Annotated in this window: 25 protein-coding genes; all 25 read left to right on the top strand. The window is 60.6% G+C overall.

The annotated features are described in order from the left end of the window. Positions 1-51 precede the first annotated feature (51 nt). A complete protein-coding gene (locus K419_RS0100895; protein ID WP_026839900.1) occupies positions 52-846 on the top strand; it encodes a DsbC family protein in 795 nt (264 codons plus the stop codon). Between the two features lie 68 nt (positions 847-914). Further along, a complete protein-coding gene (locus K419_RS0100890; protein ID WP_026839899.1) occupies positions 915-5,621 on the top strand; it encodes a pilus assembly protein in 4,707 nt (1,568 codons plus the stop codon). Beyond that, the gene (locus K419_RS0100885) at positions 5,621-6,106 is read left to right on the top strand and encodes a pilus assembly FimT family protein (protein WP_026839898.1); all 486 of its coding nucleotides are present in this window, start codon (positions 5,621-5,623) and stop codon (positions 6,104-6,106) included. The genes K419_RS0100890 and K419_RS0100885 overlap by 1 nt, the downstream gene beginning before the upstream one ends. Continuing rightward, positions 6,078-6,491, top strand: coding sequence for a type IV pilus modification PilV family protein (locus tag K419_RS0100880; protein WP_026839897.1), 414 nt, complete (start codon positions 6,078-6,080; stop codon positions 6,489-6,491). The genes K419_RS0100885 and K419_RS0100880 overlap by 29 nt, the downstream gene beginning before the upstream one ends. Next, a complete protein-coding gene (locus tag K419_RS0100875) occupies positions 6,488-7,693 on the top strand; it encodes a PilW family protein (protein ID WP_226377604.1) in 1,206 nt (401 codons plus the stop codon). The genes K419_RS0100880 and K419_RS0100875 overlap by 4 nt, the downstream gene beginning before the upstream one ends. A 14-nt stretch (positions 7,694-7,707) precedes the next feature. After that, a complete protein-coding gene (locus K419_RS0100870) occupies positions 7,708-8,328 on the top strand; it encodes a pilus assembly PilX N-terminal domain-containing protein (RefSeq protein WP_026839895.1) in 621 nt (206 codons plus the stop codon). 205 nt (positions 8,329-8,533) lie between these two features. Beyond that, positions 8,534-9,046, top strand: coding sequence for a pilus assembly FimT family protein (locus K419_RS0100865; protein ID WP_226377603.1), 513 nt, complete (start codon positions 8,534-8,536; stop codon positions 9,044-9,046). Further along, the gene (locus K419_RS0100860; protein ID WP_026839893.1) at positions 9,012-9,434 is read left to right on the top strand and encodes a prepilin-type N-terminal cleavage/methylation domain-containing protein; all 423 of its coding nucleotides are present in this window, start codon (positions 9,012-9,014) and stop codon (positions 9,432-9,434) included. Before K419_RS0100865 ends, K419_RS0100860 begins: the two co-directional genes overlap by 35 nt. Next, positions 9,427-10,680: a PulJ/GspJ family protein gene (locus K419_RS0100855; protein ID WP_026839892.1), complete on the top strand. Its 1,254-nt coding sequence runs from the start codon at positions 9,427-9,429 to the stop codon at positions 10,678-10,680. Before K419_RS0100860 ends, K419_RS0100855 begins: the two co-directional genes overlap by 8 nt. Before the next feature lie 14 nt (positions 10,681-10,694). Beyond that, positions 10,695-11,312 carry a hypothetical protein gene (locus K419_RS0100850; RefSeq protein ID WP_026839891.1) on the top strand — a complete coding sequence of 206 codons (618 nt, stop codon included), beginning with the start codon at positions 10,695-10,697 and terminating at the stop codon, positions 11,310-11,312. Between the two features lie 271 nt (positions 11,313-11,583). After that, complete coding sequence (locus tag K419_RS0100845) at positions 11,584-11,781, top strand: helix-turn-helix transcriptional regulator (protein ID WP_012529979.1); 198 nt, start codon at positions 11,584-11,586, stop codon at positions 11,779-11,781. 18 nt (positions 11,782-11,799) lie between these two features. After that, entirely contained in the window at positions 11,800-12,852 is a 1,053-nt protein-coding gene (pilM, locus tag K419_RS0100840) for a type IV pilus assembly protein PilM (RefSeq protein ID WP_026839890.1), read from the top strand. Then, positions 12,849-13,457, top strand: coding sequence for a PilN domain-containing protein (locus tag K419_RS0100835; protein ID WP_026839889.1), 609 nt, complete (start codon positions 12,849-12,851; stop codon positions 13,455-13,457). The genes pilM and K419_RS0100835 overlap by 4 nt, the downstream gene beginning before the upstream one ends. Before the next feature lie 15 nt (positions 13,458-13,472). Continuing rightward, a complete protein-coding gene (locus tag K419_RS0100830; protein ID WP_026839888.1) occupies positions 13,473-14,069 on the top strand; it encodes a type IV pilus inner membrane component PilO in 597 nt (198 codons plus the stop codon). Further along, positions 14,053-14,607 carry a pilus assembly protein PilP gene (locus tag K419_RS0100825; RefSeq protein ID WP_026839887.1) on the top strand — a complete coding sequence of 185 codons (555 nt, stop codon included), beginning with the start codon at positions 14,053-14,055 and terminating at the stop codon, positions 14,605-14,607. The genes K419_RS0100830 and K419_RS0100825 overlap by 17 nt, the downstream gene beginning before the upstream one ends. A gap of 12 nt (positions 14,608-14,619) precedes the next feature. Continuing rightward, entirely contained in the window at positions 14,620-17,433 is a 2,814-nt protein-coding gene (pilQ, locus tag K419_RS0100820; protein WP_026839886.1) for a type IV pilus secretin family protein, read from the top strand. 10 nt (positions 17,434-17,443) lie between these two features. Continuing rightward, positions 17,444-17,842 carry a hypothetical protein gene (locus tag K419_RS0100815; RefSeq protein ID WP_026839885.1) on the top strand — a complete coding sequence of 133 codons (399 nt, stop codon included), beginning with the start codon at positions 17,444-17,446 and terminating at the stop codon, positions 17,840-17,842. Positions 17,843-17,855: 13 nt separating this feature from the next. After that, positions 17,856-19,772, top strand: a complete 1,917-nt coding sequence (locus tag K419_RS23400) for an Ig-like domain-containing protein (protein WP_156912162.1) — start codon at positions 17,856-17,858, stop codon at positions 19,770-19,772. Between the two features lie 182 nt (positions 19,773-19,954). Further along, positions 19,955-21,136, top strand: a complete 1,182-nt coding sequence (gene aroC, locus K419_RS0100805) for a chorismate synthase (protein ID WP_026839883.1) — start codon at positions 19,955-19,957, stop codon at positions 21,134-21,136. 163 nt (positions 21,137-21,299) lie between these two features. Further along, entirely contained in the window at positions 21,300-21,812 is a 513-nt protein-coding gene (locus K419_RS0100800; protein ID WP_026839882.1) for a shikimate kinase, read from the top strand. Next, on the top strand, positions 21,809-22,897 hold the full coding sequence (gene aroB / locus K419_RS0100795; RefSeq protein ID WP_026839881.1) for a 3-dehydroquinate synthase: 1,089 nt from the start codon (positions 21,809-21,811) through the stop codon (positions 22,895-22,897). Before K419_RS0100800 ends, aroB begins: the two co-directional genes overlap by 4 nt. Position 22,898: 1 nt before the next feature. Next, a complete protein-coding gene (locus tag K419_RS0100790; RefSeq protein WP_026839880.1) occupies positions 22,899-24,071 on the top strand; it encodes a tetratricopeptide repeat protein in 1,173 nt (390 codons plus the stop codon). Then, a complete protein-coding gene (locus K419_RS0100785; protein ID WP_026839879.1) occupies positions 24,061-24,423 on the top strand; it encodes a roadblock/LC7 domain-containing protein in 363 nt (120 codons plus the stop codon). Before K419_RS0100790 ends, K419_RS0100785 begins: the two co-directional genes overlap by 11 nt. Before the next feature lie 11 nt (positions 24,424-24,434). Continuing rightward, positions 24,435-24,869 carry a type II 3-dehydroquinate dehydratase gene (gene aroQ, locus K419_RS0100780; protein WP_026839878.1) on the top strand — a complete coding sequence of 145 codons (435 nt, stop codon included), beginning with the start codon at positions 24,435-24,437 and terminating at the stop codon, positions 24,867-24,869. Positions 24,870-24,890: 21 nt separating this feature from the next. Then, positions 24,891-25,961 carry a M24 family metallopeptidase gene (locus K419_RS0100775; protein ID WP_026839877.1) on the top strand — a complete coding sequence of 357 codons (1,071 nt, stop codon included), beginning with the start codon at positions 24,891-24,893 and terminating at the stop codon, positions 25,959-25,961. Positions 25,962-26,025 lie beyond the last annotated feature (64 nt).

The following is a 26,025-nucleotide window of genomic DNA, read 5'->3' as shown; positions in this document are numbered from 1 at the left end:
CATGATAGTTGCTGCACTCTGAAAGCCCAAAACGTCAAACGAGGTAGATACATGTCTTGGTTCAAAGGTCTCAAATATCTGGTCGCCGCAGCTTCTGCCCTCGCGCCCCTGGCGCTTGTCGTCCCCGTCTTCGCCATGTCCGGCGGGTGCGGCGGAGAGTGCGCCTCGTGCCACAGCATCACCTTGCAGGAGGCCGGCTCGCTCCTGAAGGGGATCGGAGTGGTAAAGGATGTGAAGCCAGCGGAAGTGCGCGGGTTGTACGAGGTGACCTTCGAGCAGCAAGGAAACTCCGGAGTCGCCTATGTCGATTACAGCAAGAAGTACATCATCGCCGGCCAGGCGTTCGACATCGCATCCAGACAGCCGGTGGGGGCGAATGCTCCAGCAGCCAAGCAGCAGGAACGCCTCGACCCCAAGACACTTTCCAGCAACGACGCGCTGGTGATGGGAAACCCAAAGGGGAAGAAGAAGCTCTTTGTCTTCACCGACCCCGAGTGCCCCTACTGCGCCAAGGCGCATGGCGAGTTGAAGAAGCTCGCGGCCCTGGAACCGGATCTTGCCATCTACATCAAACTCTTTCCACTGAAGATGCACCCGAACGCCTACGACAAGTCAAGGGTGATCCTGGCTGCGAAGTCGCTCGAACTGCTTGAGAACTCCTTCGCAGGCAAGGCGCTTCCTGCCGCCACCGAGGCGACGCCGAAGAAACCAGTGGACGAGACCATCCGTTTCGCCGCCGCGGCGGGGATCAACTCCACCCCGACCTTGGTACTGCCGGACGGCCGGGTGCTTCCCGGCTTCAAGGATGCAGCCACAATGCGAAAGTTGCTCACGGGGACAAACTGAGGCATCCGCCGCGACCGGCTCGGGTGGAACCTAGGCAGGCGCGTTTTTCAAAAGGACGAGGTATGCACATGGGAAACCGAATCGAGAAGCTCTTGATAAAGATCGCCTGCCTGATCGCGCTGGCCGCAATGCTCATTCCCGCCGTGGCCTGCGCGGAGGATGCCGGCAACCCTTACTGCATGGCGCCGCCGTTCATCTCCGGGGGAATCAAGCCGAACCTGCTGATGCTTATCGACAATTCCTCCAGTATGTATGACATGGGGTACATCGCCGGATCCAACGGGACCGTACCTACCTATAGCTGCGGCAGCAACCTCGTCAGTTCGGCCTACTGCTTCGACAACACCTACGACGACACCAAGGAGTACGAAGGGTACTTCTCGACCTTCGACCCCATAGCCAACAGCAGCAACTACCCGTTCTACCAGTACTCCGGCGGAAAATTCTCCGTGGTCGCAGGGCTTCCCGCCACAGCGGCGGACAACGTCAACATCTTCAAGACCAGCTACGTCTACGTGGGGCTTTCCGGCGACGCCAGCGCCACCCCCTCCACCAGGACCGTCTCCACCTTCGTCGCCAGCGGCAAGTTTCTCAACTGGCTTTCCGCCTCCAAGTTCGACATCGAAAAGAAGATCCTCACCGGCGGGAAGTTCGACCCGACTACGAGCACGCTCACGGGGGAGTCGAGGGGATGCGTGGGCAGGAGGTTCGTGAAGGTGCTCCCGGCCATTCCCAAGCTCTCCTTTGCCGTCAGGGGGCCCACATCGGTCGAGCCGAACTTCGACCCGCGCACCCAGGGGGGGCAGAGCGCCATCGAGATCTTCGAGGGGACCTACAACGCCACCGCCTGCCAGTGCGCCGTCTACAACTGGAGCAACGGCAGTTACGGGCAGGCCTCCACGGACACCAAGAGTTGCCTGGGGACGACGCCTTCGGACAACGCGCTGGCGACCCTGAACCATACCCAGCAGACCTGTTACGTGCTGAAGGCGAAGTTCGCCGATCCCACCACCAGCTACGACTCGGACGGCTGGCCCACCACTGGGCTCAACTTCAACGACGTCAAGGTTGCCTGCAACAACGTCTACATGGACAGCAAGAACCCCATCGCGCCCGCGGCCTTGACCGACGAATCGAACGGCAACTACATCTGCACCAGCGCGGCGGTGCACGGGATTCCCACCGGACGCTACATAGGTCCGGGCTCAGACACCACGGGGTTCGTGGGGAAGTGCTGGAACGGCTCCGCCGACAAATTCGGCTCGGGGGCCGGATCCGACTCCTGCATCAAGCGTGAGATCCTGCACTACTGCATGGGGACGAACTTCGCCGAGGTAACCGACCCCACCAGCATCATCCCCACTACCGGCAATATCCCCGCCGTCATCATGGACGCTGGCGTGCGAGCCATCGGGGCGCCGGTCGGGGTGTTCGATGCCAAGGTCGCCGTCACTTCAGCGCCCAGCGGGTTGGTGCAGCAGTTCTCCGAGGATATACGCTTCGGCGCCATGAAGTTCAACGACTTCGGCTCGACCACGGAGTGCGGCAGCACCGCGCTTCCTTGCCCCGCAAGCGGCGTGACCAACAAGGACGCCAGCATGATGATGACGAACTCCTACATAGGTTCGTCCATCGGCGACCACAGCTCCGGAATCGTCAAGGACATAGACGACGTTGTGGCCAAGACCTGGACTCCCTTCGCCGAGGGGTACTACAACGCTATCGCCTACTTCGTCAAGGACGCCACCGCTACCACACCGACGCTTAGCTCCACCAAGTTCACGGCGCGGACCACGGCGCCCGCTTCGATCGCGGCGCCGGTCAACAGCACCGACTTCGACGCCAACAGAAACCCGATTCAGTTTCGCTGCCAGCAGAACAACATCCTGATCATCACCGACGGCTCCTCGACGGCAGACCAGAACGCCACCGTGAAGGGCAAGGTGCTGGAGGGGGGGACCGACGGCGTCTTCCGCGATCCCAGCACCACGGCTGAGGCGACCACTTGCGGGAGCTACTCCGGCAGTCCTTTCCTCCACGACCTGAGCTACTTCGCCAAGCACCGCAACATCTTCAACCCGAGCCAGGTCTGCGATCCGGTCGGTACCGATCTGTGCGAGGCGGCGCAGACCATCAAGACGCACGTGGTCTTCAACGCCCCACCCAGTAGCAACACCACCGACGTGTGCGACTCCTATAACCAGATGAGGTTGACGGCGCTAAACGGCGGCACCACCGTGAACAGCGCCGCCGACCCGGCCGACTTGCGCACCGCACTGAAAACGGCCCTGGAGAAGGTCGCCGCCGGCGCCTCCTCCGGTACTGCCGCCTCCATCCTCAGCAACAGCGAGGGAAGCGGGGCCAACATCCTGCAGGCGGTGTTCTTCCCGAAGAAGGTTTTCGAGAGCCAGACCAGCGTCGACTGGATCGGAGAGATACAGAACCTGTGGTACTTCGTCGACCCCCAGATCAGCCATAGCACCATCAGGGAAGACACCCCCCCGGGCGACCTGCTGAAGCTCAACCTCCAGCACGACAAGGTGGTGAGCTTCCGCTTCAGCACCGCCGACAACACCACCTACGGCTACCTGTCCCAGGACACAGACGGTGACGGCATAGCGGACACGGCCGAGACGAAGGTGGACGCGGACGACGTCAACAGCCTCTGGCGCGCCGGCAAGATCCTCCACGCCCGCAACGTGCTCAGCGATCCCAGGAACCTCTACACCCCGCTCATCAGCGGCGGGACGGAGCTGGGCAGCACCGGGCTGATGCGTTTCAGCTACGGCGAGGGGGACCCGGTGCGGCCGGACCACTCCACGCTTTTGACCCCTTACCTGCAGGCGAGCTCCGCGGCCAACGCCCGCGACATCATGAAGTACGTCCAGGGTTTCGATAACGCCACCATGCGCAGCCGGACCGTCAAGAAGTGGGGTATTCCCGCAGGCACGGTGGGGAGCTCGACCTACCTCGACGACGCCAGGTTGAGGGGGCTCGGCGTGTGGAAGCTGGGGGATATCATCTCCTCGACCCCGCGCATCCAGTCGGTCAGCAAGCTGAACAACTACAACCTCCCCGCACCCGGCGGCTACAGCGACAGTTCTTACAGCTCGTACATCGGCTCCAACGAGTACAAAGGGCGCGGCATGGTCTACGTGGGGGCCAACGACGGCATGATGCACGCCTTCAAACTGGGGGTCTTGCGGGTGAACGCCAGCGGCTTCGAAAAGGCAAGCATCGACCCCGACCCGGACCTCGGCAAGGAGATGTGGGCCTACATCCCGAAGAACGTGCTCCCCTATCTCAACTACTACCCGGCCTCCAACTACCATCACCTCTACTACGTGGATGGGGCGAGCCTTCTTTTCGACGCCAGCATAGGCACACGTACCGCCGCGTCGGGCGGGTGCACAGCCGCCAACTACTGGGAGTGCACGAAGCTCTCCTCGGTGGTCGACAGCAGCAACAACCTGAACAGCGGCAACACCTGGAGAAGCATCCTGATCGGCGGGATGGGGTTGGGCGGCGCCTCGACCAAGACCTGCGCCAGCGGGTCCAACTGCGTACAGACACCGATCACAGATCCCGCCAACGTCAGTCTCGGGTTCGGCTACTCGTCCTACTTCGCCTTGGACGTCACCACCCCGGCCTCTCCCAAGCTGCTTTGGGAGTTCAACCATGCCGATCTCGGGTTTGCCACCTCCGGCCCGGCAATCATCCGGGTAGGACCGAGCAACACCAATGGGCACTGGTATGCCGTCTTCGGCTCCGGCCCCACCGGCCCGGTCGACACCGCGAACAACCAGTTTATGGGGCGGTCCAACCAGACCCTCAAGTTCTTCATAGTCGACCTTTTGACCGGGAATCTGGAACACACCATCGACACCGGTATAACGGACGCCTTTGCCGGCTCGATGATCGGGTCGGCCATAGATGCAGACCGGTGGAATCAAGGCATCACCGGCAATTATCAGGACGACGCCATCTACGTCGGGTACACCAAGAAGGTCTCCGGCACCCCCGACACCTGGACCAACGGCGGCGTGATCAGGATCATGACCAAGGAGAGCTCCACCCCCTCCACGTGGGGGTGGAGCTCGGTGATCGAAAACACCGGCCCGGTTGTCACGGCCATTTCCAGGCTGCAGGACCGCAAAAACAAGAACCTCTGGCTCTACTTCGGCACCGGCAGGTACTTCTACCGCTACGGCAGCACCGTCGATGATTTCAGTTCCAGGCGTGCCATCTACGGCATCAAGGAGCCTTGCTACAACACCAACGCACGTCCGGGGAACTACCTCGACAAAGACTGCTCGGCGACCATAACCAGCGGGGTTACCAACCAGTCCGATTCTGTAACCGCCGTTGGCGCCGGCGGCTGGAAGATCGACCTGGCCAACTCCACGACCGCCAACGGTGCCGAGCGGGTGGTGACCGACGCGGTGGCGCTGACCAACGGGACCGTGTTCTTCACCTCCTTCGCGCCGACGGCAGACGCCTGCGGCTTCGGGGGGAACTCGTACCTCTGGGGGCTTGATTACGGCACAGGCGGAAGACCCGATGATGCGGCGCTGGTCGGCAAGGCGCTGATCCAGCTCTCCACCGGCGAGTTCAAGGAGGTGGATCTCGCCGAGGCCTTCGGCGCCGGTTCAGCTCGACTGGGGCGGGTAACGGGAATCCCGATGACCGGGAAGCCTCCGGCTGACGCCTTCCCCATTGTGACCAAGAGCGGCAATAAGCCGGTCAAGCGGATCATGCACATACAGGAGCGGTAATGAGGGGAGAGCGAGGTTTTTCGCTGATCGAACTGGTGGTGGTGCTGGCCATCATCGGCACCTTGCTCGGCATTGGGAGCATGCAGTTCGGCCGCATGCAGAAAAAGTCGAGCATTGAGCAGCAGACCAGGACCACCTACGCCAAGTTGACCGAGATGCGGGTCGAGGCCCTCTACACCAAGCAGGCGCGGACCTTGGTGCTCGGAGACCGGAAGCTGACAGTCTACGCCAGTTCCGACGGCAGCGGTCCTGCGATCCAGGTGCAGCAATTTCCGTTCGCAGCCACCATGGGCGCCGACGACCGCGTCAGCTTCGAGGCCAGCGGCCTGATGACAGGGGCAGACCGCGCCATCTGCGTGGAACCCGACGGGGTGGCGGAGAATCCGGGAAATATCGACAGTGTCGTGGTGACGGCGGCCAAGGCCTATATGGGAAAAAGAAACTCGGGAGGAGCCTGTGCCCCAGATCAAATCGTTGTCAAATAACAGCGGGTTCACGCTGGTCGAGCTGATGGTCGCCCTGCTGATCGCCATGGTCGGGATGTTCGGTGTGTTGGAGACCATCAACGTCTCCCTGCAGCAAACAAACAAGAACGAACTGCGCAACGAGGGGGTGAAGCTGGGTGAGAAATACATGGCTCAGTTCAGGGGAACCCCCTTCGATAGCATCGTCGGTCCCTACGCCTTCGTAAACGTGACCACCAGCGTCCGCGGAGCGAAGAAAACCTATGTCGTCGAGCGCTCCGCGGCCACCATGGCTGAAAGCACCCCGGGGACTGCATCGAGTAAGCAGCTCACCGTGACGGTCAAATGGGCCTATAGAAACATGACTTCGCAAAACCGCGTGGTCTCGGTGGTGGCCAGGCCATGAACGGACGCGGGGGAATCGAAATGCTGAGGAACAGCCGTGGTTATTCGCTGGTCGAACTGATCGTGGTGATGGCGATCTTCGTTGCCGTGCTGGTGGTCACCTCGAACGGATTCAAGACGGTGCTGACCCAGGTGGGGTCGCAGTCCAAACTCCTGGAGACGGATATCGGCAACGTGGTCGGGCTCGAGGTGCTCCGCTCCGACCTGCAGAGCGCAGGCTACGGGCTCCCCTGGACCTTCCAGAATACGCCCGTCGCCGATTACACCGAGGTGAGCGCCAGCGAGGACACCTCCGCCATGCCGTTCGCGGCACCTTTCTGGGAAGGCGTGAAAAGCCCGCGCAGCTACAACGATGCTCCCGACAAGGTGCCGCGCGCCGTGCAGAGCGAGGACACCGCCTTCAACAAGGTGGGAAGCGTGGGCTCCAAATACCTGGTGCTGAAATCGCTGACCCTGCTGCCGGAGGCGACGCCCAAGAAATGGACCACCGTCACCTACAGCAATACATCAAAGAACGAGTCGAACTGGAACGATCCCATCCGTTCCTTCGCCACCACGGGCACCCCGCCGGAGCGGGTCATGGTGATCAGGAACGTCTTCGTGGACGGGATACCGACCAAGCAGATGCAGGTGAGCAGCAGCGGCGTCTTCTCGAGCCCATTCAGCACATACACCACCTTGACGCTGCCACACAGCTCCGGCGACGTCTTCGAGGTCTACGGAGTTGCCAAGGCCAGTTCGCTCAGGATGCCCTTCAACCGCGCCGACTACTACGTGCGCACCCCAACCACGCCCCCTCCGGCCTGCGCCCCCAACACCGGGGTGCTGTACAAGGCGTACCTGAACCAGACGAGCGGGTTCACCGAACTGCCGCTTCTCGATTGCGTGGCGGATATGCAGGTGGTCTATGGACTGGGCCCGGCGGGATCGACCGAGGTGAACCTGCACCAGGCGGCACCACCTGCCACCGCCAAGGACATCCGCGAACAGGTAAAGGAGATACGGCTCTACATCCTGGCGCATACCGGTAGGAAGGACAGCGGCTACACCCATCCAAGCAGGCAGGTCGTGGTGGGAGAGGACTTCGGCGGAGGGGTGGTGGGAAGGAGCTTCGACCTGCAGAACGTGATCGGTACCGGGTGGCAGAACTACCGCTGGAAGCTGTACACCATAGTCGTGCGACCGCAGAACCTCATACAATAGAGCTGGGTACTTTTATGAAAAAGTTAGGCAACGAAGATGGTATCGCGCTGGTGACGGCACTGATGTTCACGCTCATCTGCCTGGGGATCGTGGCGGCGCTGATGCAGATGCTGCTGCTCCAGACCAAGCTCTCCGGGAGCCAGAAGAACTACCGCAACGCCCTGGAGGCCTCCTATGGCGGCACCGAACTGCTCACCCGCGAATTTATCCCCAAGCTGTTCAGCAACTATTCGAGCGGGATCGGGCCGCTGATTACCGCTTACAACACGAGCGGGATCGGTGATATCGGTTTGGTGGCGAGCAGTTCGCTAAAGGTGAAACTCAATACCCCCACCGACGGTTGGGGCACTCTCTCCAAGACCCTCGATGCCAAGGACGCTCCAGACCTTCAGTTCACCCTGAAGTCGCTCGACACCGCCGGCAACTTCAAGGTCTACGCCAAGATCGTCGATACCGTCCCGGGGAACTCCGACACCACCGGGATCGACTATCTGGACAGCGGGGCAGGGGTGGCGGGGACTGGGGCGGGGATATCTCCAAAGCACAACCCCGTGATCTACACTCTGGAGGTGCGCGGCGAGCGCGCCAACAACCCGAAGGAGAAGGCACTCCTTTCGGTGCTCTACGCCTACTAACGGCAGCCTGACTCCTACATTTTTCTCACACCCCTTCAACGAAACCCTCCCCTTGCCGGGAGGGTTTTTTTGCCGCAGTCGCCTCCTGCGCTTTCCAGAATTGCCCCGCCTACCTTTTTTTTTTTTACCTTGCTGCTACTATTGGAAAGTTCAAATTTGATCTGCCGGGTGCGCCATGCGCCGTGGGCAGCATAGAGGCGGAGGGATGATGCAGTCACGCGGCTTTTCACTGATTGAGCTGCTCATGATAATGGGCATCCTCTCCATCCTGTACGCCATCGGGACCCTGAGCTTTAACACCTACCAGAAACGCTACCGGGCCGAGGCCCAGACCAGATTGCTCTTCTCCGAGATACAGCAGGCACGCGCAGACGCCATCTGTCAGAGGAGGGGGGCCAGGATCAAGGTCTACCGCGACCGTTTCGAGCGTTACTCCACCTACCAAGACGACACCAGCGGGGTCAAGCCGCTGCAGAGCCATCCGCTCACCTTCCCGGTGGTCTGGGAAGCTACTAGCGCTAACGGCGAACGCTACATGATCGATTTCGAACCGCGGGGGATCATAGATACCGCCGCAAGTTCCGGGGGCTCCATTTGCATCGACGACAATGCCGCCTCGGCAGCCGTGGACAGCATCAAGATCTTCTCCACCAGGATCAGCATAGGTAAAAAGGGGCAGGGAAATGACTGCAGGAGCGCCAATATCACGGTCAAATAGCCTCGGCTTCACCTTGACAGAGGTGCTGATGGCGATGCTGGTGCTCACTGTCGGGCTCCTTGGGTTATTGCAGTCGCTGCAGCTGGGCTACCGGCAAAACCTGCGCGACCGGATACGGAATGAGGCTGTCCTGGTCGCCGAGGAGCAGATGCACGATCTGCGCAGGGACACTTTCGAAAAGATCGTCGGTTTCAAGCGGGATATCGCGAAAAAGATCGGAGGTCGGGAGATGCCGTTCGAGGTGGCGGGAATGGTAGATGATATCGGTTCCACCGGTTCCACGGCGCGCCCCGCCAAGAAGCTGAGGGTGACGGTTTCGTGGACTGTCCACGGGGAGCGCTTTAACCACGAGATTTTCACAGTGAGGACCAGGAGATCCGATGAGTAAAAGTCGCAATTCCGCGCACGGTTACACCATGATCGAGTTGATGGTGGTGATGCTGATCTTCTCGGTCGTGATGACCCTGATCAGCGTCTCATTCTCCGGAATGGTTCGCGGTTCCGGGCAGTTGCTTAAAAGCGCCGAAACCGACATCGGAGGACTAATCGGCTTGGAACTGATGCGCAGCGATATGGAGTCCGCCGGTTATGGACTTTACTGGAGCGGTCCCAATGGCAGCACCTCCGCCATCAGCTACATGGAAGCCCGTGACGACCTGGTGCTGGTGAACAACTGCCCCGACGGCTGCCCCAACGCCAAGCCGTCGTTATTCGACGACCGTACCTATGGCACCGACCGGTACATCCCGCGGGCCTATCGGGTCGGCAACAACGTCGGCTACAACGGCTCAGACTACCTGGTGCTCAAAGGGACCACGCTTGGGACGAACAAGGTGTCACGTGCCTGGGGCTATTTGAACTACAGCGGTGGAGGGGTGGTTACCCCGCCCCGGGATGCACCGGGCGAAAATCTCCGCGCCAAGGATCGGACCATCGTTCTGAGAAGCGGGATCTTTGCTGGGAGCGAGGTTCGGGAGCTAGTTCTGGAAAACATCGACAAGGATGGCGACGCCCACAAGGATTTCTCCGCCTCCTATGCCTCTTCCTTCCCAGAGGAATTCAGGCCAACCGTCCCTGGCGACAACTTTCTTGTTTACGGCGTCGACAAGGCTGATCCCTCGGGCGCGAAGCTTAGCTTTCCCTTCAACAGGGCCGACTACTACATCGACCGTCCCGGCGACATATCCCGAAACTGCGCTCCCGGGACCGGCGTCCTATATAAGTCCGTGATCAACCAAAGCGGCAAGAAACCAGAGGAATGTCCCATCCTCGACTGCGTAGCCGACATGCAGGTGGTGCTCTACACCGACTCAAATGGGGACGGCGTGGTCGATTATCACCCGGACAGCGAGGAACTGGACGCACAGGACGCAGTGAAAACGCGCAAACAGCTAAAGGAAATCCGGGTCTACGTCCTGGCTCAGCAGGGAAGAAGGGACGATGCCTACCGCTACCCCGTGGCGGAACCGAAGCAGGCTATCCTCGTCGGCGATCCGGCGCTGAAAGACAGCCCGGAGGAAAGCGCCCTGGGACGCATCTGGAGTTCGAGCAAAATGGCCGACAGCTTCGGCAGCAACTGGCGCAACTACCGCTGGAGGCTCTACACCATCGTGGTGCAGCCCAAAAACCTGTAGCAGGGGAGGGGAGCATGGCAATCCTTCGCTCTGAAGGTGGGGCGGCGCTGATAACGGCACTGATGCTGACCCTGCTGACGCTGGTGATCGCGCTGACCCTGCTGACCATAATCACCACCGGCACCAAGGTTTCCGGCAGCCAAAAACGTTACCGCAGTTCTCTCGCGGCCGCCCAGGGAGGGGCGGAGCTTCTGGCAGCGGAGATCGTGCCGAGGCTGTTCCAGGCTGCGAACCTTGACAAACTGGAGCAGGACTATGCGCTGATCAACCTGCAGCTGACTGATCCGGCCTGCCTGAAGCAGAAGCTGGAGCAACCGGTAGCAGGCTGGAGCAAGTGCAACTCGGCCCAGACCTCCGTCGACCCCGCGCAGGCCCCGGACGTTTCTTTCCGCCTTGCGGGGGAACCACCGGCGAAGGGTTTTCTGGTCACCTCTAAGTTAGTCGATACTATCCCCGGCAACTCCGATGCCAGCGGCAACGACCTGCTCGATCCGGGCGGCGCGGTCTCAAGCGGGGACGACACGGTTCGTCCGCGACACGTCCCCGCCATGTACAACCTTTCCGTGCAGGGGGTCCGGGAAGAGGCAGGAAGCCGCGAAAAGGCGCGGCTGTCTGTGCTTTACGCCTATTGATCGCCGTCTTTTTGTTCGTACTTTTGGCAGGGTCCCCTTTCTCTTCTTGGCGTTGCGGATTGCATTCCTATCTCTGTCTAACCCTTCTTTACTAAACCCCTTGTTTCTGCAGGTGCGGCGCAGCCAGGCGCGGATCCCGGCTTCGACAGACCGTCTTTAGGCCACTTTGCCATATAATTACATGTAATTTGCACTAATTGCTTGACTTTTGATTTGTATAGTGTAGATCTTAAGCAAATTTTGTTATGTCTGTTTTAAACCGGTGCCTACCATGATCATGAATAGCGTCAAAAAACTGCGGGAAGAGCGACTGATGAGCAAGGCAGAGCTGGCGCGCCTTGCCGGAGTGTCGCCTATCACCATCGACCGCATCGAGCGGGGAGAGGATTGCAGGATGGAAACCAAGCGCAAGATCCTGCTTGCCCTTGGCTTTTCACTCTCCGACAAACAGAAGGTATTTCAGGATTAGCGGAAATAGGACCACGCGATGCTTTTCTCAAAGAAGAAGGACATAGTAGGGGTCGACATCGGATCCAGCGCGGTGAAGCTCGTGCAGCTGCGCTCGGTGAAGGGGGGGTACCAGCTGGTGAAGATCGGCATCTCGCCGCTTCCCGCCGAGGCCATCGTCGACAACACCCTCATGGACAGCTCCTCGATCGTGGAGACGGTGAAACAGCTTGTTTCCGGCCTGGGAGTGAAGGCCAAGGAAGTGGCGTGTTCCATCTCCGGCAACTCGGTGATCATCAGGAAGATCTCCCTCCCGGTGATGCCGGTGGAAGAGCTGGAGGACCAGATTCACTGGGAGGCTGAGCAGTACATCCCCTTCGACATCAACGACGTCAACGTGGATTTCCAGATACTGTCCCCCGACGAGCAGGACCCCTCGAAGATGAACGTCCTTCTGGTCGCCAGCAAGAAGGACATCATCAACGACTACCTTTCGGTGTTCGCTGAGGCCGGGCTCAAGCTGGTGGTAGTGGACGTCGACTCCTTCGCCGTCCAAAACGCTTACGAGGCAAACTACCCGGCGGACCCGGACGAGGTGGTGGCCCTGGTCAACATCGGCGCCAGCATCTTCAACCTCAACGTCATACGGGACGGGGTTTCGCTGTTCACCCGCGACGTGCAGATGGGGGGGAACCTATACACAGAGGAGATCCAGAAGCAGTTCGGTATCAACAGCGAGCAGGCGGAGCAAATGAAGCTCTCCGTCGCCGGTAACGAAAACCCGAGGCTGGCCGAGACGCTGCAACGGGTGAACGAGACCATCGCCCTGGAGATGCGCCGCTCCCTGGACTTCTACAATTCCACCGCGGGCGAGGGGAGGATCACCAAGGTGTATCTCTCCGGCGGCGCCGCGAAGACGGCATTTCTCATGGAGGCAGTCCAGCAAAGGCTGGCGTTGCCGGTGGAGATCCTCAACCCGCTCTTGAAGGTCGCGGTGAACGAGAAGGAATTCGACCGCGAGCACCTTGAGGAGATCGCACCGCTGATAACGGTAGCGGTGGGGCTGGCGACGAGGAGGGTCGGGGACAAATGATCAAGATAAACCTCCTCCCCTTGCGGGCATCCAAGAAGAAAGAGACCATCCGGCAGCAGGTCTCGATACTGATCTTCTGCGTGGTAGGCGTCCTGGTGGTGGGGCTCAGCTTCTACGGCGTGCTGCGTGGCAGGATCGCTGCGACCACGGCAGAGATCGCCAACTCCGAATCCGAGTTGGCATCGCTCAAGACGAAGATCGGCACCATCGACAATATCAAAAAGCTGCAGCAGGAGGTCAAGAAGAAGCTCGACGTCCTGAACCAGTTGCGCCGTGCCAAGACCGGTCCAGCCTCAAGGCTTGCGGCCCTCTCCGATGCGCTGCCGCCGAAGCTGTGGCTCACCAAGTATGCCGAGAACGGCAACAGCGTCTCTATCGCCGGCGTCGCCACGAGCGAGGAGCTGATCGCAATTTTCATGAAGAGCCTGCAGGCCTCCGGCGCCTTCGGCAACGTCGAGCTGGTGGTTTCAGAACAGAACGAGACCGCCGGTGTGAAGGCTAAACGTTTCGAACTGCAGGTCCAGATCGCGCAGCAGCTGTCCGCAACTGAAGCGGAGGCTTCCCCGTCGGCCGGGAAGAATCCTCCACCCAAACCAACTCCCTGACGCAGAGGCCTTGCCATGGATCCACAGATAGAAAAATTGCTCAAGCTCCCGACCAAGGAGAAGGTCGCCCTGTTGGCTTTGGTGCTGATAGTGGAGGGAGCCGCCCTTTTCTACGGGCTGCACCGCCCGAAGATGAACGAGCTGACGGAGCTCAAGGCGAAGCAGGAAGAACTCCAGAAGCAGATCCAGGAAAGCCGCAGCATCGCCAACAACCTGCCGCGCTTCAAGGCCGAGTACGAGCAGCTCAAGAAGGACCTGGACAACGCGCTCACCGAGCTTCCCAACCAGAAGGAGATCCCGTCGCTTCTGACCAGCATCTCCAACCAGGGGAAAGGGGCGGGGCTCGACTTTCTGCTCTTCAGGCCCAAGCCGGAGGTTCCCAAGGACTTCTACGCGGAAGTGCCGGTGGACATCGCGGTGGCGGGGACCTACTACCAGGTCGCCGATTTCTTCGTCTCGGTCGGAAAACTGCCGCGCATCGTCAACATCACCAACGTAAACGTCTCTGATATCAAGGAGAGCAACGGTCGGACCACTCTGAAGGTCAGCTGCCTGGCCACCACCTTCCGCTTCCTCGACCCCAAAGAGAAAAAAAATGAAAAGCCTAAATAACATCGTGCCCATGTTGCTGCTGCTGGCTCTTTGCGGCGCAGGTTGCAAGAAGGAAGAGGCCCCGCCTCCGCCTTCGCCTCCGCCCGCCGCACCCAAGCCCGCCGCACCCAAGCCCGCGGCACCGGTGCAGGCGCAGCGCTCCTCGGTGAGCAGCACCGGCGTCTCACTGGATTTCAGCAAGAAGACGGATCCCTTCAAGTCGCAGGCGCCCGTGGTGAAACCGCCGCCGGGATCTCCGGGTGGCGCCGGAGCCGGCGCCGTGGCGACCCCTGCTGCCGACCTGCTCCCGATCCAGAGCTTCGAGGTGTCGAAGTTCAAGGTGGCAGGGATTATCGCCGGCCTCAGGGAGAACCAGGCGCTGGTCATCGACCCCAACGGCAAGGGTTATGTAGTGAAGGCCGGCATGCAGATCGGCAACGCCAACGGCCGCATTTCCAGGATCACCTCCTCAAGCGTGGAGGTGGTGGAGCGTTACCGCGGTGGCGGTGGCCGCCCTAAGAGCAGGACTATCGTGCTCACGCTGCCCAAGAAAAGGTAAGGAGCGTTTCAGATGACAAGGTACCAGTGCAGAATTCTATGTCATGCCGTGGCACTCATCGTTTTGTTGACCGTTTCCGCCGGATGCGTGAAACGGATGACGGCTGCGAACGAGCCTGCCCAGGCAGAGGCCTCCGCCTTTGCGACACTCAAATCGGTCACGGTGTCGGCCGACGCCACCAGCGTGGAGCTGGTCAGCGACAAGCCGATCACCTATACCTCCTACAAGGGGGGCGATCCGACCCAGATCATCATCGACATCTCCCAAACCGAGCCGGGGGCTGTGACTTCTCCCATCGAGGTGAACCGCGGCAACATCAAGCGGATCGAGGTCGAGCGCCAACCTTTGGGCGGGAGCGTGCTGACGCATCTAAGGCTCGTCCTGACTAAGGACGTCGACTTCGCGGTCGCCACCGACCCCTCGGACAAGAGCAGGCTCAAGATATATCTCCCGGTAGTGGAGCCCGAGGCGAAGGCCGAGCCGGCCGAAGTCAAGGAAGCCGCGCTTGCCGAGAGCAGGATCGACGAGAAGACTCTATCGCCGGCCGCAGCGGCGCCCACCGCCGAGGCCAGCGCTGTTCCCAAAAAAGCAGAGGCCATGCCGGCAGCGCCCGCCATGCCTGCTGCGGAATCGAAGGCAACTACCGCAACTGCCGCCGAAGCGAAAGCGGATGCCGCCCCCCGAAAGGCTGCCGGTGCAGAGGGTGGGACCGGTCTCAACGCGGTCATCACCGGAGCGGACGGTGTGGATCTCTCCATTCAGGGCGGGGTACAGACCTTCAATTCCTTCAAGTTGACCAAACCTGACCGTATCGTCCTCGACCTCTTCAAGGTCAAGAACTCGCTGCACCAGAACGTGGTGCCCATCAACGCCTTTGGTATCGCCAACGCCCGGGTGGGATCGACCCCCGACAAGGTGCGCGTGGTGCTGGATGCAGCGGGGGAGAGCCTCCCTCCGTACGAGGTGGTCAAAAGCGACCTCGGGGTGAAGATCAGGCTCAAGGGAAAGGCCCCGGCCATCGCCAAGGCTCCGGCTGTTGAGGCCCCGGCAGCGGCACCTGCCCCGGCTCCTGCGCCGACAGCGCCTCGCGCCGTCCCGGCGCCTCCCGCAGCGAAGCTGAAATCCGAGGTTCCCCACTCCCGCCAGACCAAGGGGGCGCTGGAAGGGATCGAGTTCAAGGTGGTTGACGGCGTCTCCCGCGTCTCCATGAAACTCTTCGGGACCTGCGAGCCCGGACAGCCGTCGCGTGGGCCCCATGGTTTAACGCTCAGCATAGCCAACTGCCAGGTCCCCAAGCAACTGCAGCGCGCACTCGACACCACCCAGTTCGGCACACCGGTGCTCTCGGTAACGCCTTACCAGGTGAAGGTCAAGGGGAGCACCGTTACCAAGGTGCTGGTCAAGTTGCGCGGCAACCCCGAATTCAGCACCAGCCGCAAGGGCGATCTGCTCCTTTGGGACTTTGTGAACCCGGGTCCGGTAGCAGCTCCCAAGCTCCCTGCCGCACCGCCTGTTTCCAAGGCCAGGGCCAAGGCTCCTGCCGAGCCCAAGGTCGCCGAGGAACTGACCCCGGCGCCGGCACGTACCAGCGACGACATGGCGGTTCAGCTTCCCAGTGATCGCCCGGCCAAAAAGGCCTACACGGGGAGGAGGGTGACCCTCGAATTCTCCGACGCCGATGTGAGGAAGATCTTCCAGTTGATCGCCGAAGTGAGCAACCTGAACTTCCTCATCGCCGATGACGTCACCGGGACCATCAGCATTAAGCTGGTGAACGTACCCTGGGACCAGGCCCTCGACGTGATCCTCGATGCCAAGGGGCTTGCCATGGTGCGCGAGGGGAACATCGTTCAGATCAAGCCCAGGTCCAAGATGCAGAACCAGGCCGACGAGGAACTCGCGGCGAAGAAAGCGGCCGAGCGCCTGATGGAACTGAAGACCATGGTGTACGAGGTGAACTACGCCTCGGTGAACGACGTGGCGAGCCAGTTCGCCATGCTCAAGAGCGATCGCGGCGTAATCACCAAGGACGAGCGCACCAGTCGCGTGATCGTAAAGGACATCCAGTCCGCTCTCAACGACATGAAGGCGCTCCTGAAAACGTTAGACGCGCCCGAGAAGCAGGTGATGATCGAGGCCCGCATCGTCGAGGCCACCTCGACTTTCACCCGCGATCTGGGCGTGCAGTGGGGGCTCAGCTACCGAGACGGCTCCGCTTCCGTGGCAGGCATCAACTCAGTCGACACCGGTTTCGGCGGCGTGGTCTCCGCGGCCGGGCCGGGCTCCTCCGGTTCGGGGGGGCTGGGCCTCGGCATGTCCTTTGGCAAGCTGACCAGCAACATCAAACTCGACATGAGGCTCGCCGCGGCCGCGACCATCGGGCAGGTGAAGATCATCTCCACCCCGAAAGTGGTCACTCTGAACAACAAGGCCGCGAAGATCTCCCAGGGGCAGTCCATACCGTACCAGACGACCTCCGCCGAAGGTACCAAGACGGAGTTCGTGGAAGCCGCCTTGACCCTTGAGGTGACCCCGCACATAACCGCAGACGGCTCAGTCAGCATGAAGATCAAGGCCAGCAACAACTCGCCCGGCACCGGGTCGCCCCCTCCCATCAACAAGAAGGAGGCGACCACGGAGCTCGTGGTCTCCAACGGCGACACCACGGTCATCGGCGGCATCTACGTCGACAGCGACACCGAGTCCGACACCGGCGTCCCGTTCCTCTCTGACATCCCGCTTTTGGGTTGGCTCTTCAAGTCCAACTCGAAGCAGAAGACCAAGACGGAACTGCTGATTTTCATAACGCCGAAAATTGTTCTGTAAGGAGATAACTATGTTCAGTCGTTTCAGAAGCCTTTTCCTACTGGCACTCGGCCTACTAGCACTTTCCGGGTGCGGAAGCGGTGGGGACAGTAATACCAACGGGGTGTTGACCCTTAATGCCTCCTCGGAGTTGCTCGCGGGGCAGCATGTAGTCACTGCTACCGCTACTTATACCAATGGCACCGCATCCTCCGTATCTGGCGTGCCGATCGTTCTCAGCTTCACCGCCCGTACCGCCTCCGGTACCATCGGCACCCCGTTCTCTACTGAGGTTTTTACTGACAGTAGCGGCAAGACACCTCCTGTTGACGTTAAATACACACAGATTAACGAGGCAATTCTCGTCACTGTAACTGCTACTACAGGTGGTCTGAGGCAGTCTAAACAGCTCGAACTTTCTGCTCTTTAAAGGAAAGAAATAAATGAGAACATACAAACCGTTTAAGATGTTTTCTGCAGCTGCCTTAGCCTGCCTAATGCTGTTCATTGTCGGTTGCTCTGGTGGCGGCAATTCCGGCGCTGCAGGCCCTACAATCACTATCGGCTCATCGAACGTTGCCCTCAGCATCGTCAATACCTCCTTGAACATCGCCGGGACCACAACCGCCACTGCGACTTTTAGGAAAGTAGACGGCACGCCCGCAGCCGGGGTGGCTGTAACGTTTTCCACCACTATGGGAACTCTGACTCCTGCAAGTGGTATCCGTACCGACGGAAACGGTGTCGCGACAGTCACTTTGACTGCCGGCTCCACTTCAGGCCAGGGACAGCTAACTGCTTCTGCGACTGTCGACAACAGGCTAATTACCTCCACTGGACTTTTCAGCGTTAATCTGCCGCCACTGACGCTCTCGAACCTGCGGCTTGTTGATAATGCTAGTGGCCGTATAAATTACGGTAGCAGTCAAGGTGTCGCCGTTGATGTCCTAGATGCGAACGGCAATCTTTATATCGCTCAGTCCGTGGACGTAGTTTTCACTTCGACTATGTCAGGACAAAGTAAGGCTACTATTAACTCTCCGGTCTCTACAGTCAACGGCACTGCTTCGACCACTTACACTGCGGTCACGGCATCCGGAGATGACACCATTACAGCTTCAATCGCAGGTTCTTCCAAACCTATTACCCTTACTGTTATCCCTCTGACTGCAGCGTCCATTTCATTCGTTTCAGCATCTCCCGTTACTATCGGTCTCAAAGGAATGGGGGGAGTAGGGGTTCAAGACAGCTCTCTTGTCAACTTCAAGGTTGTCGACACCGTCGGTAATCCCAAGGCGAATCAAGCCGTAACGTTCGCACTAAACACCAACGTCGGTGGATTGACTCTGTCCACAGCGACCGGTAGCACCGATTCGAACGGTTTGGTCAGCACCCGAGTGCAATCCGGTGTTATAGCAACGCCGGTCCGAGTCACCGCCTCAACTGTGGTCGGAAGCACCACGCTTACCACCCAATCTGATCAGCTTACTGTATCTACTGGCGTACCTTCGCAAGATGGTTTCTCCGTATCGCTTGGTAATATGAATCCTGAGGCATACAACTACGACGGCGTTACTTCCAGCGTTACCGCGCGTTTATCCGATCATTTTCACAACCCGGTTCCTGACGGAACTGCTGTCTCTTTCACCACGTCCGGCGGAATGATCGACCCGTCCTGCGTCACCGTTAAGGGGACCTGTACGGTCAACTGGACCAGCCAAAACCCACGTCCCACCATAGCAGGTGGCGCCTTGGCTAATGGACGCGCAGTAGTTCTTGCCTATGCGCTAGGTGAGGAATATTTCCTTGATCTTAACGGCAACGGTTTGGCCGATGTGGGTGTCGATACTATACAGGACGATCCCGAGGCCTTCCGTGATGACAACGAAAACGGCGTACATGACGCCACTGAAACCTTTATAGATTTTAATGGGGACCGGCTTTACAGCGCTGGTGACGGCAAATACAACGGCGTCCTCCAGGGCAGTGGAAACAGCGGAGCGGCGATTTCTAAACACGTCTTCAGCAATTCTGTTCTCATTATGTCGACCTCAGCGGCTAGCATAACGACCTCTACCAACACGCTGTTGGCGCCGGGACTTTTCACTGTTACGGTTAGCGACCTTAACGGCAACACAATGCCATCTGGTACTACCATCACAACGGCGGCCCCTTTCGGCAAGCTTACTGGGAACACAAGTTACACGGTGCCTCAGAATATAGGGTATGGGGTAACGCTCTCCTTCAACCTAGCCGCTACAGAAACACCCAAGGCGCAAACAGGATACATCACCATCAAGGTCACCACACCAAAGGGACTAGAGACCACGAAGCTAATAGCAGTAACCGGTAGCTTCTAGCCGCAGCGTAACTTAATAAAGCGATCAACATTCTAAGAAAGCCAGGGAAATAGCCTGGCTTTCGTTTGTCCGGTGATATTGTTTTGCTTGTGGCTGTATTTGTTGATATTATCCGCCGCATTCGCCGAGATAATTGCGTTGCCGCTTGAACCGGCATTTGAAAATCGATGTTAGGAGTATGCATGTTTAGATATCTCACCGCGGGGGAGTCGCACGGTCCGCAGTTGACTGCCATCGTTGAAGGTGTCCCTTCCGGCCTCAAGATCAGCGAAGCCGACATCAACGTCGATCTCGCGCGCAGGCAGGGAGGGTACGGCCGGGGCGGCCGCATGAAGATCGAGACGGACAAGGTGCAAATCCTGTCCGGCGTCCGCTGGGGGGAGACCATGGGGTCCCCGATCACCCTGGTGGTGGAAAACTCCGACTGGGTCAACTGGGAAGAGCGCATGTCCCCCCACGCAGAGCACCGCGACGACAGCATCAGGGTTACCCGCGCACGGCCCGGCCATGCCGATCTCCCCGGTGCGATGAAGTATTGCCAAAGCGACGTGCGCAACATCCTCGAGCGCTCCAGCGCCCGCGAGACCGCCGTCCGCGTGGCGGTCGGAGCCGTGGCCAAGGCGTATCTCGCCCGTTTCGGCATTGCGGTGACCGGCTGCGTTCTCGAGTTGGGCGGGGTGAAGGCCGAGCGTCCCGACCTGGGCGTTAAAGCGCTGCAGGAGAGAATCGCCGCTTCCCCGGTCTACACCTACGACCCCAAGGCGGAACTGGAGATGATCGCCGCCATCGACCGCGCCAAGGACGCCGGGGACACGCTGGGTGGTGTGGTCGAGGTGAGGGTGACCGGCCTGCCGGTTGGGCTTGGGAGCCACGTGCAGTGGGACCGCAGACTGGACGCCCGGCTCGCCGCGGCGGTGATGAGCATCCAGGCCTTCAAGGGAGTCGAGGTCGGTGCCGGTTTCGAAACGGCGCGGCTTCCGGGCTCGCAGGTGCATGACGAAATCTTCTTCGACCAGCAGCGGGTGGCGCGCGGGGAGAAGACCGGCTTTTACCGCAACACCAACCGCGCCGGCGGGCTGGAAGGGGGTATCACCAACGGCGAGGAGATCGTGATCTGCGGCGCCATGAAGCCGATACCGACCCTGTACCAGCCGCTGCAGTCGGTGGACATCCTGACCAAGGAGCCGTTCGAGGCGACGGTGGAGCGCTCCGACTGCTGCGCCGTCCCGGCGGCGTCGGTCGTCGCCGAAGCGGTGGTCGCCATCGAGATAGCCTCCGCCTTCATGGACAAGTTCGGCGGCGACTCCGTTGCCGAGACCGCCAGGAATTACTCCTCGTACATAGAGTACCTGCGGGAATTCTAAGCCAAAGGCTCTCACCACTGAGGACACAGAGGTTCACAGAGGAACATCTGGGGAAACACAGATGAAAGACCTGTAGATGTAACCTTTAACCAGTTTTTTCCTTTGTGACCTCCGTGGACCTCAGTGACCTCTGTGTTCCGATTATGGATTTTTCGGGGTTTCTTTGAAGAACAACATCTTTCTCACCGGCTTCATGGGGTGCGGCAAGACCAGCGTCGGCCGCGTCCTCGCCCAAAGGCTCGGCTGGACCTTCGTCGACCTGGATCAGGTGATCGTGGACCGGGCGGGTACCAGCATCAAGGAAATCTTCGCTTCAAAGGGAGAGCCGGCTTTCAGGGAAGTTGAGACCGCCGCATTGGCGGAAGTTGCTTCCCGCCAGTCACAGGTTATTTCCACCGGCGGCGGGGCGGTGATCGCGCAACAGAACCGGGAAGCCATGCGGGGCGCCGGCCGCATCGTCAACCTCACCGCGAGCGTAGAGACCATCGCCGCACGCGTCTCCGGCGACAGCGAACGCCCTCTTCTCGCCGCGGACGCATCGGTGGAGCGGATAAGCTTCATGCTGCAAGGGCGCGAACAGTTCTACGCCGACGCCGACCTGCGCCTCGACACTACAGGCAAGAGTGTCGAGGCGGTTGCCTCGGAAGTAATCGATTCTTTGAAGGGGTTTTTGTGATAGCTGAAAAGATCAGGGTCGCGCTCGACGAACGGAGCTACGACATCGAAATGGGCGCCGGCAATCTCGACAGAATCGGTTCCCTTTGCCGTGAAGTCGGTCTGTCCGGAACGGCGGCGGTGGTCAGCAACACCACCGTGGCCCCGCTCTACTACGAAACGGTCCGCCTTTCCATGGAGCGCGCAGGGTACCGGGTGGTGCCGGTGACTCTCCCGGACGGCGAGGGGTACAAAAACAGCGCTACGCTCAACCTGATCTACGACGGCCTGGTCGACGCCTCGCTGGACCGCGGCTCCTTCATCCTGGCGTTGGGCGGCGGGGTCATCGGCGACATGGCCGGGTTCGCCGCCGCAAGTTACCTGCGCGGCATCCCCTTCGTCCAGATCCCCACCACGCTCCTCTCCCAGGTCGACTCCAGTGTCGGCGGCAAGACCGGCATCAACCATCCCCGCGGCAAGAACCTGATCGGCGCCTTCTACCAGCCCAAAGCGGTCCTCATCGACGTCGCCACCCTCGATACCCTGCCGGAAAGGGAGTTCCTGAGCGGTCTGGGAGAGATCGTCAAGTACGGTGCGGTGCTGGACGGCGGCTTTTTCGACTTCCTGGAAACAAACGCGAAACTGCTATTGGCCCGCGACAAGGAGGCCCTGATCCAGGCGGTGAGCCGCAGCTGCGCCATCAAGGCGAAGGTCGTGGCGGAGGACGAGCGGGAAGGGGGGGTGCGCGCCGTGCTGAACTACGGGCACACCCTGGGGCACGCCGTGGAGACCCTTACCGGTTACACCCGCTATCTGCACGGGGAGGCGGTCGCTATCGGCATGGTACAGGCTGCGCGGATCTCCCAGCACTACGGCTTCTGCTCCCAGGCGGACCGGGAGCGCATCGAAGCCCTGGTCGTGGCGCTCGGGCTGCCGACGGAACTTCCTTCCTTCCCGGCTCGGCAGTACAGGGAGGCGCTCTCGCACGACAAGAAGGTACGCGACAAGGGGCTCTTGTTCATCTGCAACCAGGGGATTGGCGCCTATCGCATGGAGAGGCTCACCGACCTGGGGGCGCTTCTGGAGATCTGTGGCATAGGAGAATGACATGGTAGAGGACGCTTTATCCTTCTGGACGGAGATACAGCGCTACGAGGACATGCTGGCAACCGATGCCAAGAGCCTGTGCTTCGCGCCCCTCTCGGAGCTGTACCGAAAGCTTGGCCTTCTGGACGATGCCATCATGGTGGCTGAGAAAGGGTGCGCCGCACATCCCGACCTCCCTGCCGGCTTCCTCGCCCTTGGCACCGCCTGTTACGCGAAGGGGCTTACCGGCCAGGCGCGCGCCGCCTTGGAGCGTGCGGTGGCGCTCCAGCCGAACCATCTTGAGGCCCTGAAACTCCTGGGACAGCTCTACGTGGAACAAAATGAGGTGGTTCTGGCGCGCAAGGTGCTGGAGCAGGCGCTGCAGCAGGACCCGGATGACCTGGAGAGTTCGCTTTTGCTGAACTCGGTCGCCGTCACTTCCTCCCGGGAGGAACCCGAGGAAGTGCTGGAGGATCTCGAGATCATAGAGGAACTGGAGGAGGTGGTGGAAGAGGATTTTGCCGCTCCCCTCCGTCCCGCGGTGGAACCGGCCCCCCACCAGGCGCCGGTTGCCGCGGCGCCCCTGGAAGACGACGACATCTGGGCCATCGAGGACCTGGAAGAGGTCGAGGTCGAGCCTCTACCCCCGCAACGGAGCGACGCTGCCACCCCCGATCCGCTGACCACTGCGACCCTGGCTGAACTCTACGTCTCGCAGGGGTTCATCGAGAAGGCGCTGGGGATCTACCGGGAGCTCATCACCGCGCACCCGTCCAACTCGCAGTACCGGCTGCGCTGCGCGGAACTTCAGGAAATGCTGGAATTGCAGCAGATGCCTGCCGAGCCCGCAGGTGCGGCAAAGGGACCGGCTGCCGCGACCGCGCCCGCCGCGGAACTGCCGGAGGAAACCGACGATTTGGAAGCCGGCTGGGATGTCCCTGTCGAGCCGGAAGGCATGCCTGAAGCAGAAAGGACCTCCGACCTGCCGATACCTGCCGCCTTGGAGACGCCGGCTAAGCTGGAATTTCCGGCAACCGCCGAGGCGGCGTTTGCCATCGAATCCCCGTCCGTCATGGAAGAGCCTGCCCTGGAGGCCTTCGAGACGCGGAGCGCGCCGACCGGTGGCGCCGGCGAAGTCGAGGTCGAGCTGCAACGCTGGCTGGAAAACATAAGGAGAAGAAAAGATGGGGTTTAAGGCGATACTCAAGTCGATCGTCGAGGAAAGCGGCGGCGGCCTTGGCGGCGTCATCATGGGATACGACGGCATCTCCATCGATGAGTATGTGAAGGAATCGGCAGGGATCGACGTGCAGACCATGACCGTCGAATACGCCTCGGTCCTGAAAGAAATCAAGAGAACGGTCGGGGTGCTGAAGACCGGCGAGCTGGAAGAGGTTTCCATCATCACCGGGGAATGCAGCGTCGTCGTGCGCGGGATCAGCGACGACTTCTTCGTGGCGCTCATCATGACCGCCGACGGCAACTTCGGCAAGGGGCGCTACCTCTTGAAGCGCGCCGCCCCCGGTTTTGCGGAGGCGCTGCGATGACAAAAACAGTCGTGAGGATATTGGTCCTTCACGGACCGAACCTGAACCTGCTCGGCACCCGCGAGCCTGGGGTCTACGGCACCACAACGCTGAAGGGGATCAACCAGTCGCTCATGGCGCTTGCCTCTGAGCTCTCGCTGGAGCTGCGCATCCTGCAGACCAATTCGGAAGGGGCCATGGTTGACGCCATCCAGGGAGCCATGGCCGATTGCCAGGGAATTCTCATCAACCCTGCTGCCTATACCCACACCAGCGTCGCCATCCGCGACGCCATCGCCGCAGTGGCGCTCCCCGCTGTGGAGGTGCATCTCTCCAACGTTCACGCCAGGGAGCCATTCAGAAGCCACAGTTATATAGCCCCCGTTGCGCTCGGCCAGATCTGCGGATTCGGCGCCGACAGCTACCTTTTGGGACTGCGCGCACTGGCGGATCGGCTGGGAAAATAAGATTGTCATACGGGCGGGTTTATGGTAATAGACAGAATCTCTGCGGCCAGGGGGTGCCTCCAGCGGGTCGGAGGCGACCTGCTGCTGGTCACAAACCTCAGTAATATCAGATACCTTACCGGGTTCACCGGCAGCGAGGCGCTGCTGGTTCTCTCGCCAGACGACGGGTGGTTTCTGACCGATTCCCGTTACACCTCCCAGGCCGGCGCCGAAGTCACAGGCGCAAGAGTTGCCGAGTTCTCCAACAAGATGGAATCGCTGGTCGAGTTGCTGCAAAAGCTGCAGCCGTCCAAGGTAGCCTTCGAGGCGGCCCACACCACGGTTGCCGTCTACCAGGAGCTCTGCAGCAAAACGCCGCAGATCGAATACCTCCCGGCGGACGCCGAGATGACGGCGCTGCGCAGCGTCAAGGACGCCGGCGAGCTGGAGATCCTGGAAAGGGTGGCCGCGCTCGCCTCGGAGTCGCTTTTGGAGACGCTGGCGCGGGTCACCCCCGGCATGACGGAGAGCGAGGCCGCCTGGATGCTGGAGGTTGCCATGAGGGAGAGGGGGGCGGAGAACAAGTCCTTCGACTTCATCGTCGCCTCGGGCGAACGGGGCGCGCTTCCCCACGGCAAGGCGTCCGGGAAGAGGCTCGCAAAAGGGGAACTGGTCACCTTCGACTACGGCGCCATCTACGGCGGTTACTGCTCCGACGAGACGGTGACCGTTTCCTTGGGCGAGCCGGACAGCCGGCAGCGCGAGGTCTACGAGACCGTGCTGGGCGCCCAACGCGCCGCCATGAACGCCGTTCACCCGGGGCTGAGCTTCAGGGACCTTGACGCTGTGGCAAGGGATTACATCGCCTCGCGCGGCTTCGGCGAGTACTTCGGGCACGGGCTCGGGCACGGGGTGGGCATAGATATTCATGAACACCCGGCGGCATCGCCGCGCAGCAAGAACGTGATCCTGGAGGGTATGGTATTCACCATCGAGCCCGGGATCTACATCCCGGGATGGGGCGGGGTAAGGATCGAGGACACCGTGGTCGCCGAGTCCCATGGTTGCCGCCGCATCACCAAGGTCCCCAAGGACCTGATCGTATTGCCGTGACCGTTTTCAAGCAGGCTGCACCCGATGCGCTCCGGGGCAGTCTTTTAATCATGCAATCAGCGTA

The organism is Citrifermentans bremense R1, from assembly GCF_000426865.1.
Taxonomy (GTDB): Bacteria; Desulfobacterota; Desulfuromonadia; order Geobacterales; family Geobacteraceae; genus Geomonas; species Geomonas bremensis.
This window is presented reverse-complemented; position numbering and strand designations above follow the sequence as displayed.

Excerpts from the sequence above, each read along its gene's own strand:
- K419_RS0100895 (WP_026839900.1), top strand. The coding sequence starts at position 52 with ATGTCTTGGTTCAAAGGTCTCAAATATCTGGTCGCCGCAGCTTCTGCC.
- K419_RS0100890 (WP_026839899.1), top strand. The coding sequence starts at position 915 with ATGGGAAACCGAATCGAGAAGCTCTTGATAAAGATCGCCTGCCTGATC.
- K419_RS0100885 (WP_026839898.1), top strand. The coding sequence starts at position 5,621 with ATGAGGGGAGAGCGAGGTTTTTCGCTGATCGAACTGGTGGTGGTGCTG.
- K419_RS0100875 (WP_226377604.1), top strand. The coding sequence starts at position 6,488 with ATGAACGGACGCGGGGGAATCGAAATGCTGAGGAACAGCCGTGGTTAT.
- K419_RS0100870 (WP_026839895.1), top strand. The coding sequence starts at position 7,708 with ATGAAAAAGTTAGGCAACGAAGATGGTATCGCGCTGGTGACGGCACTG.
- K419_RS0100865 (WP_226377603.1), top strand. The coding sequence starts at position 8,534 with ATGATGCAGTCACGCGGCTTTTCACTGATTGAGCTGCTCATGATAATG.
- K419_RS0100860 (WP_026839893.1), top strand. The coding sequence starts at position 9,012 with ATGACTGCAGGAGCGCCAATATCACGGTCAAATAGCCTCGGCTTCACC.
- K419_RS0100855 (WP_026839892.1), top strand. The coding sequence starts at position 9,427 with ATGAGTAAAAGTCGCAATTCCGCGCACGGTTACACCATGATCGAGTTG.
- K419_RS0100850 (WP_026839891.1), top strand. The coding sequence starts at position 10,695 with ATGGCAATCCTTCGCTCTGAAGGTGGGGCGGCGCTGATAACGGCACTG.
- K419_RS0100845 (WP_012529979.1), top strand. The coding sequence starts at position 11,584 with ATGATCATGAATAGCGTCAAAAAACTGCGGGAAGAGCGACTGATGAGC.
- pilM (WP_026839890.1), top strand. The coding sequence starts at position 11,800 with ATGCTTTTCTCAAAGAAGAAGGACATAGTAGGGGTCGACATCGGATCC.
- K419_RS0100835 (WP_026839889.1), top strand. The coding sequence starts at position 12,849 with ATGATCAAGATAAACCTCCTCCCCTTGCGGGCATCCAAGAAGAAAGAG.
- K419_RS0100830 (WP_026839888.1), top strand. The coding sequence starts at position 13,473 with ATGGATCCACAGATAGAAAAATTGCTCAAGCTCCCGACCAAGGAGAAG.
- K419_RS0100825 (WP_026839887.1), top strand. The coding sequence starts at position 14,053 with ATGAAAAGCCTAAATAACATCGTGCCCATGTTGCTGCTGCTGGCTCTT.
- pilQ (WP_026839886.1), top strand. The coding sequence starts at position 14,620 with ATGACAAGGTACCAGTGCAGAATTCTATGTCATGCCGTGGCACTCATC.
- K419_RS0100815 (WP_026839885.1), top strand. The coding sequence starts at position 17,444 with ATGTTCAGTCGTTTCAGAAGCCTTTTCCTACTGGCACTCGGCCTACTA.
- K419_RS23400 (WP_156912162.1), top strand. The coding sequence starts at position 17,856 with ATGAGAACATACAAACCGTTTAAGATGTTTTCTGCAGCTGCCTTAGCC.
- aroC (WP_026839883.1), top strand. The coding sequence starts at position 19,955 with ATGTTTAGATATCTCACCGCGGGGGAGTCGCACGGTCCGCAGTTGACT.
- K419_RS0100790 (WP_026839880.1), top strand. The coding sequence starts at position 22,899 with ATGGTAGAGGACGCTTTATCCTTCTGGACGGAGATACAGCGCTACGAG.
- K419_RS0100785 (WP_026839879.1), top strand. The coding sequence starts at position 24,061 with ATGGGGTTTAAGGCGATACTCAAGTCGATCGTCGAGGAAAGCGGCGGC.
- K419_RS0100775 (WP_026839877.1), top strand. The coding sequence starts at position 24,891 with ATGGTAATAGACAGAATCTCTGCGGCCAGGGGGTGCCTCCAGCGGGTC.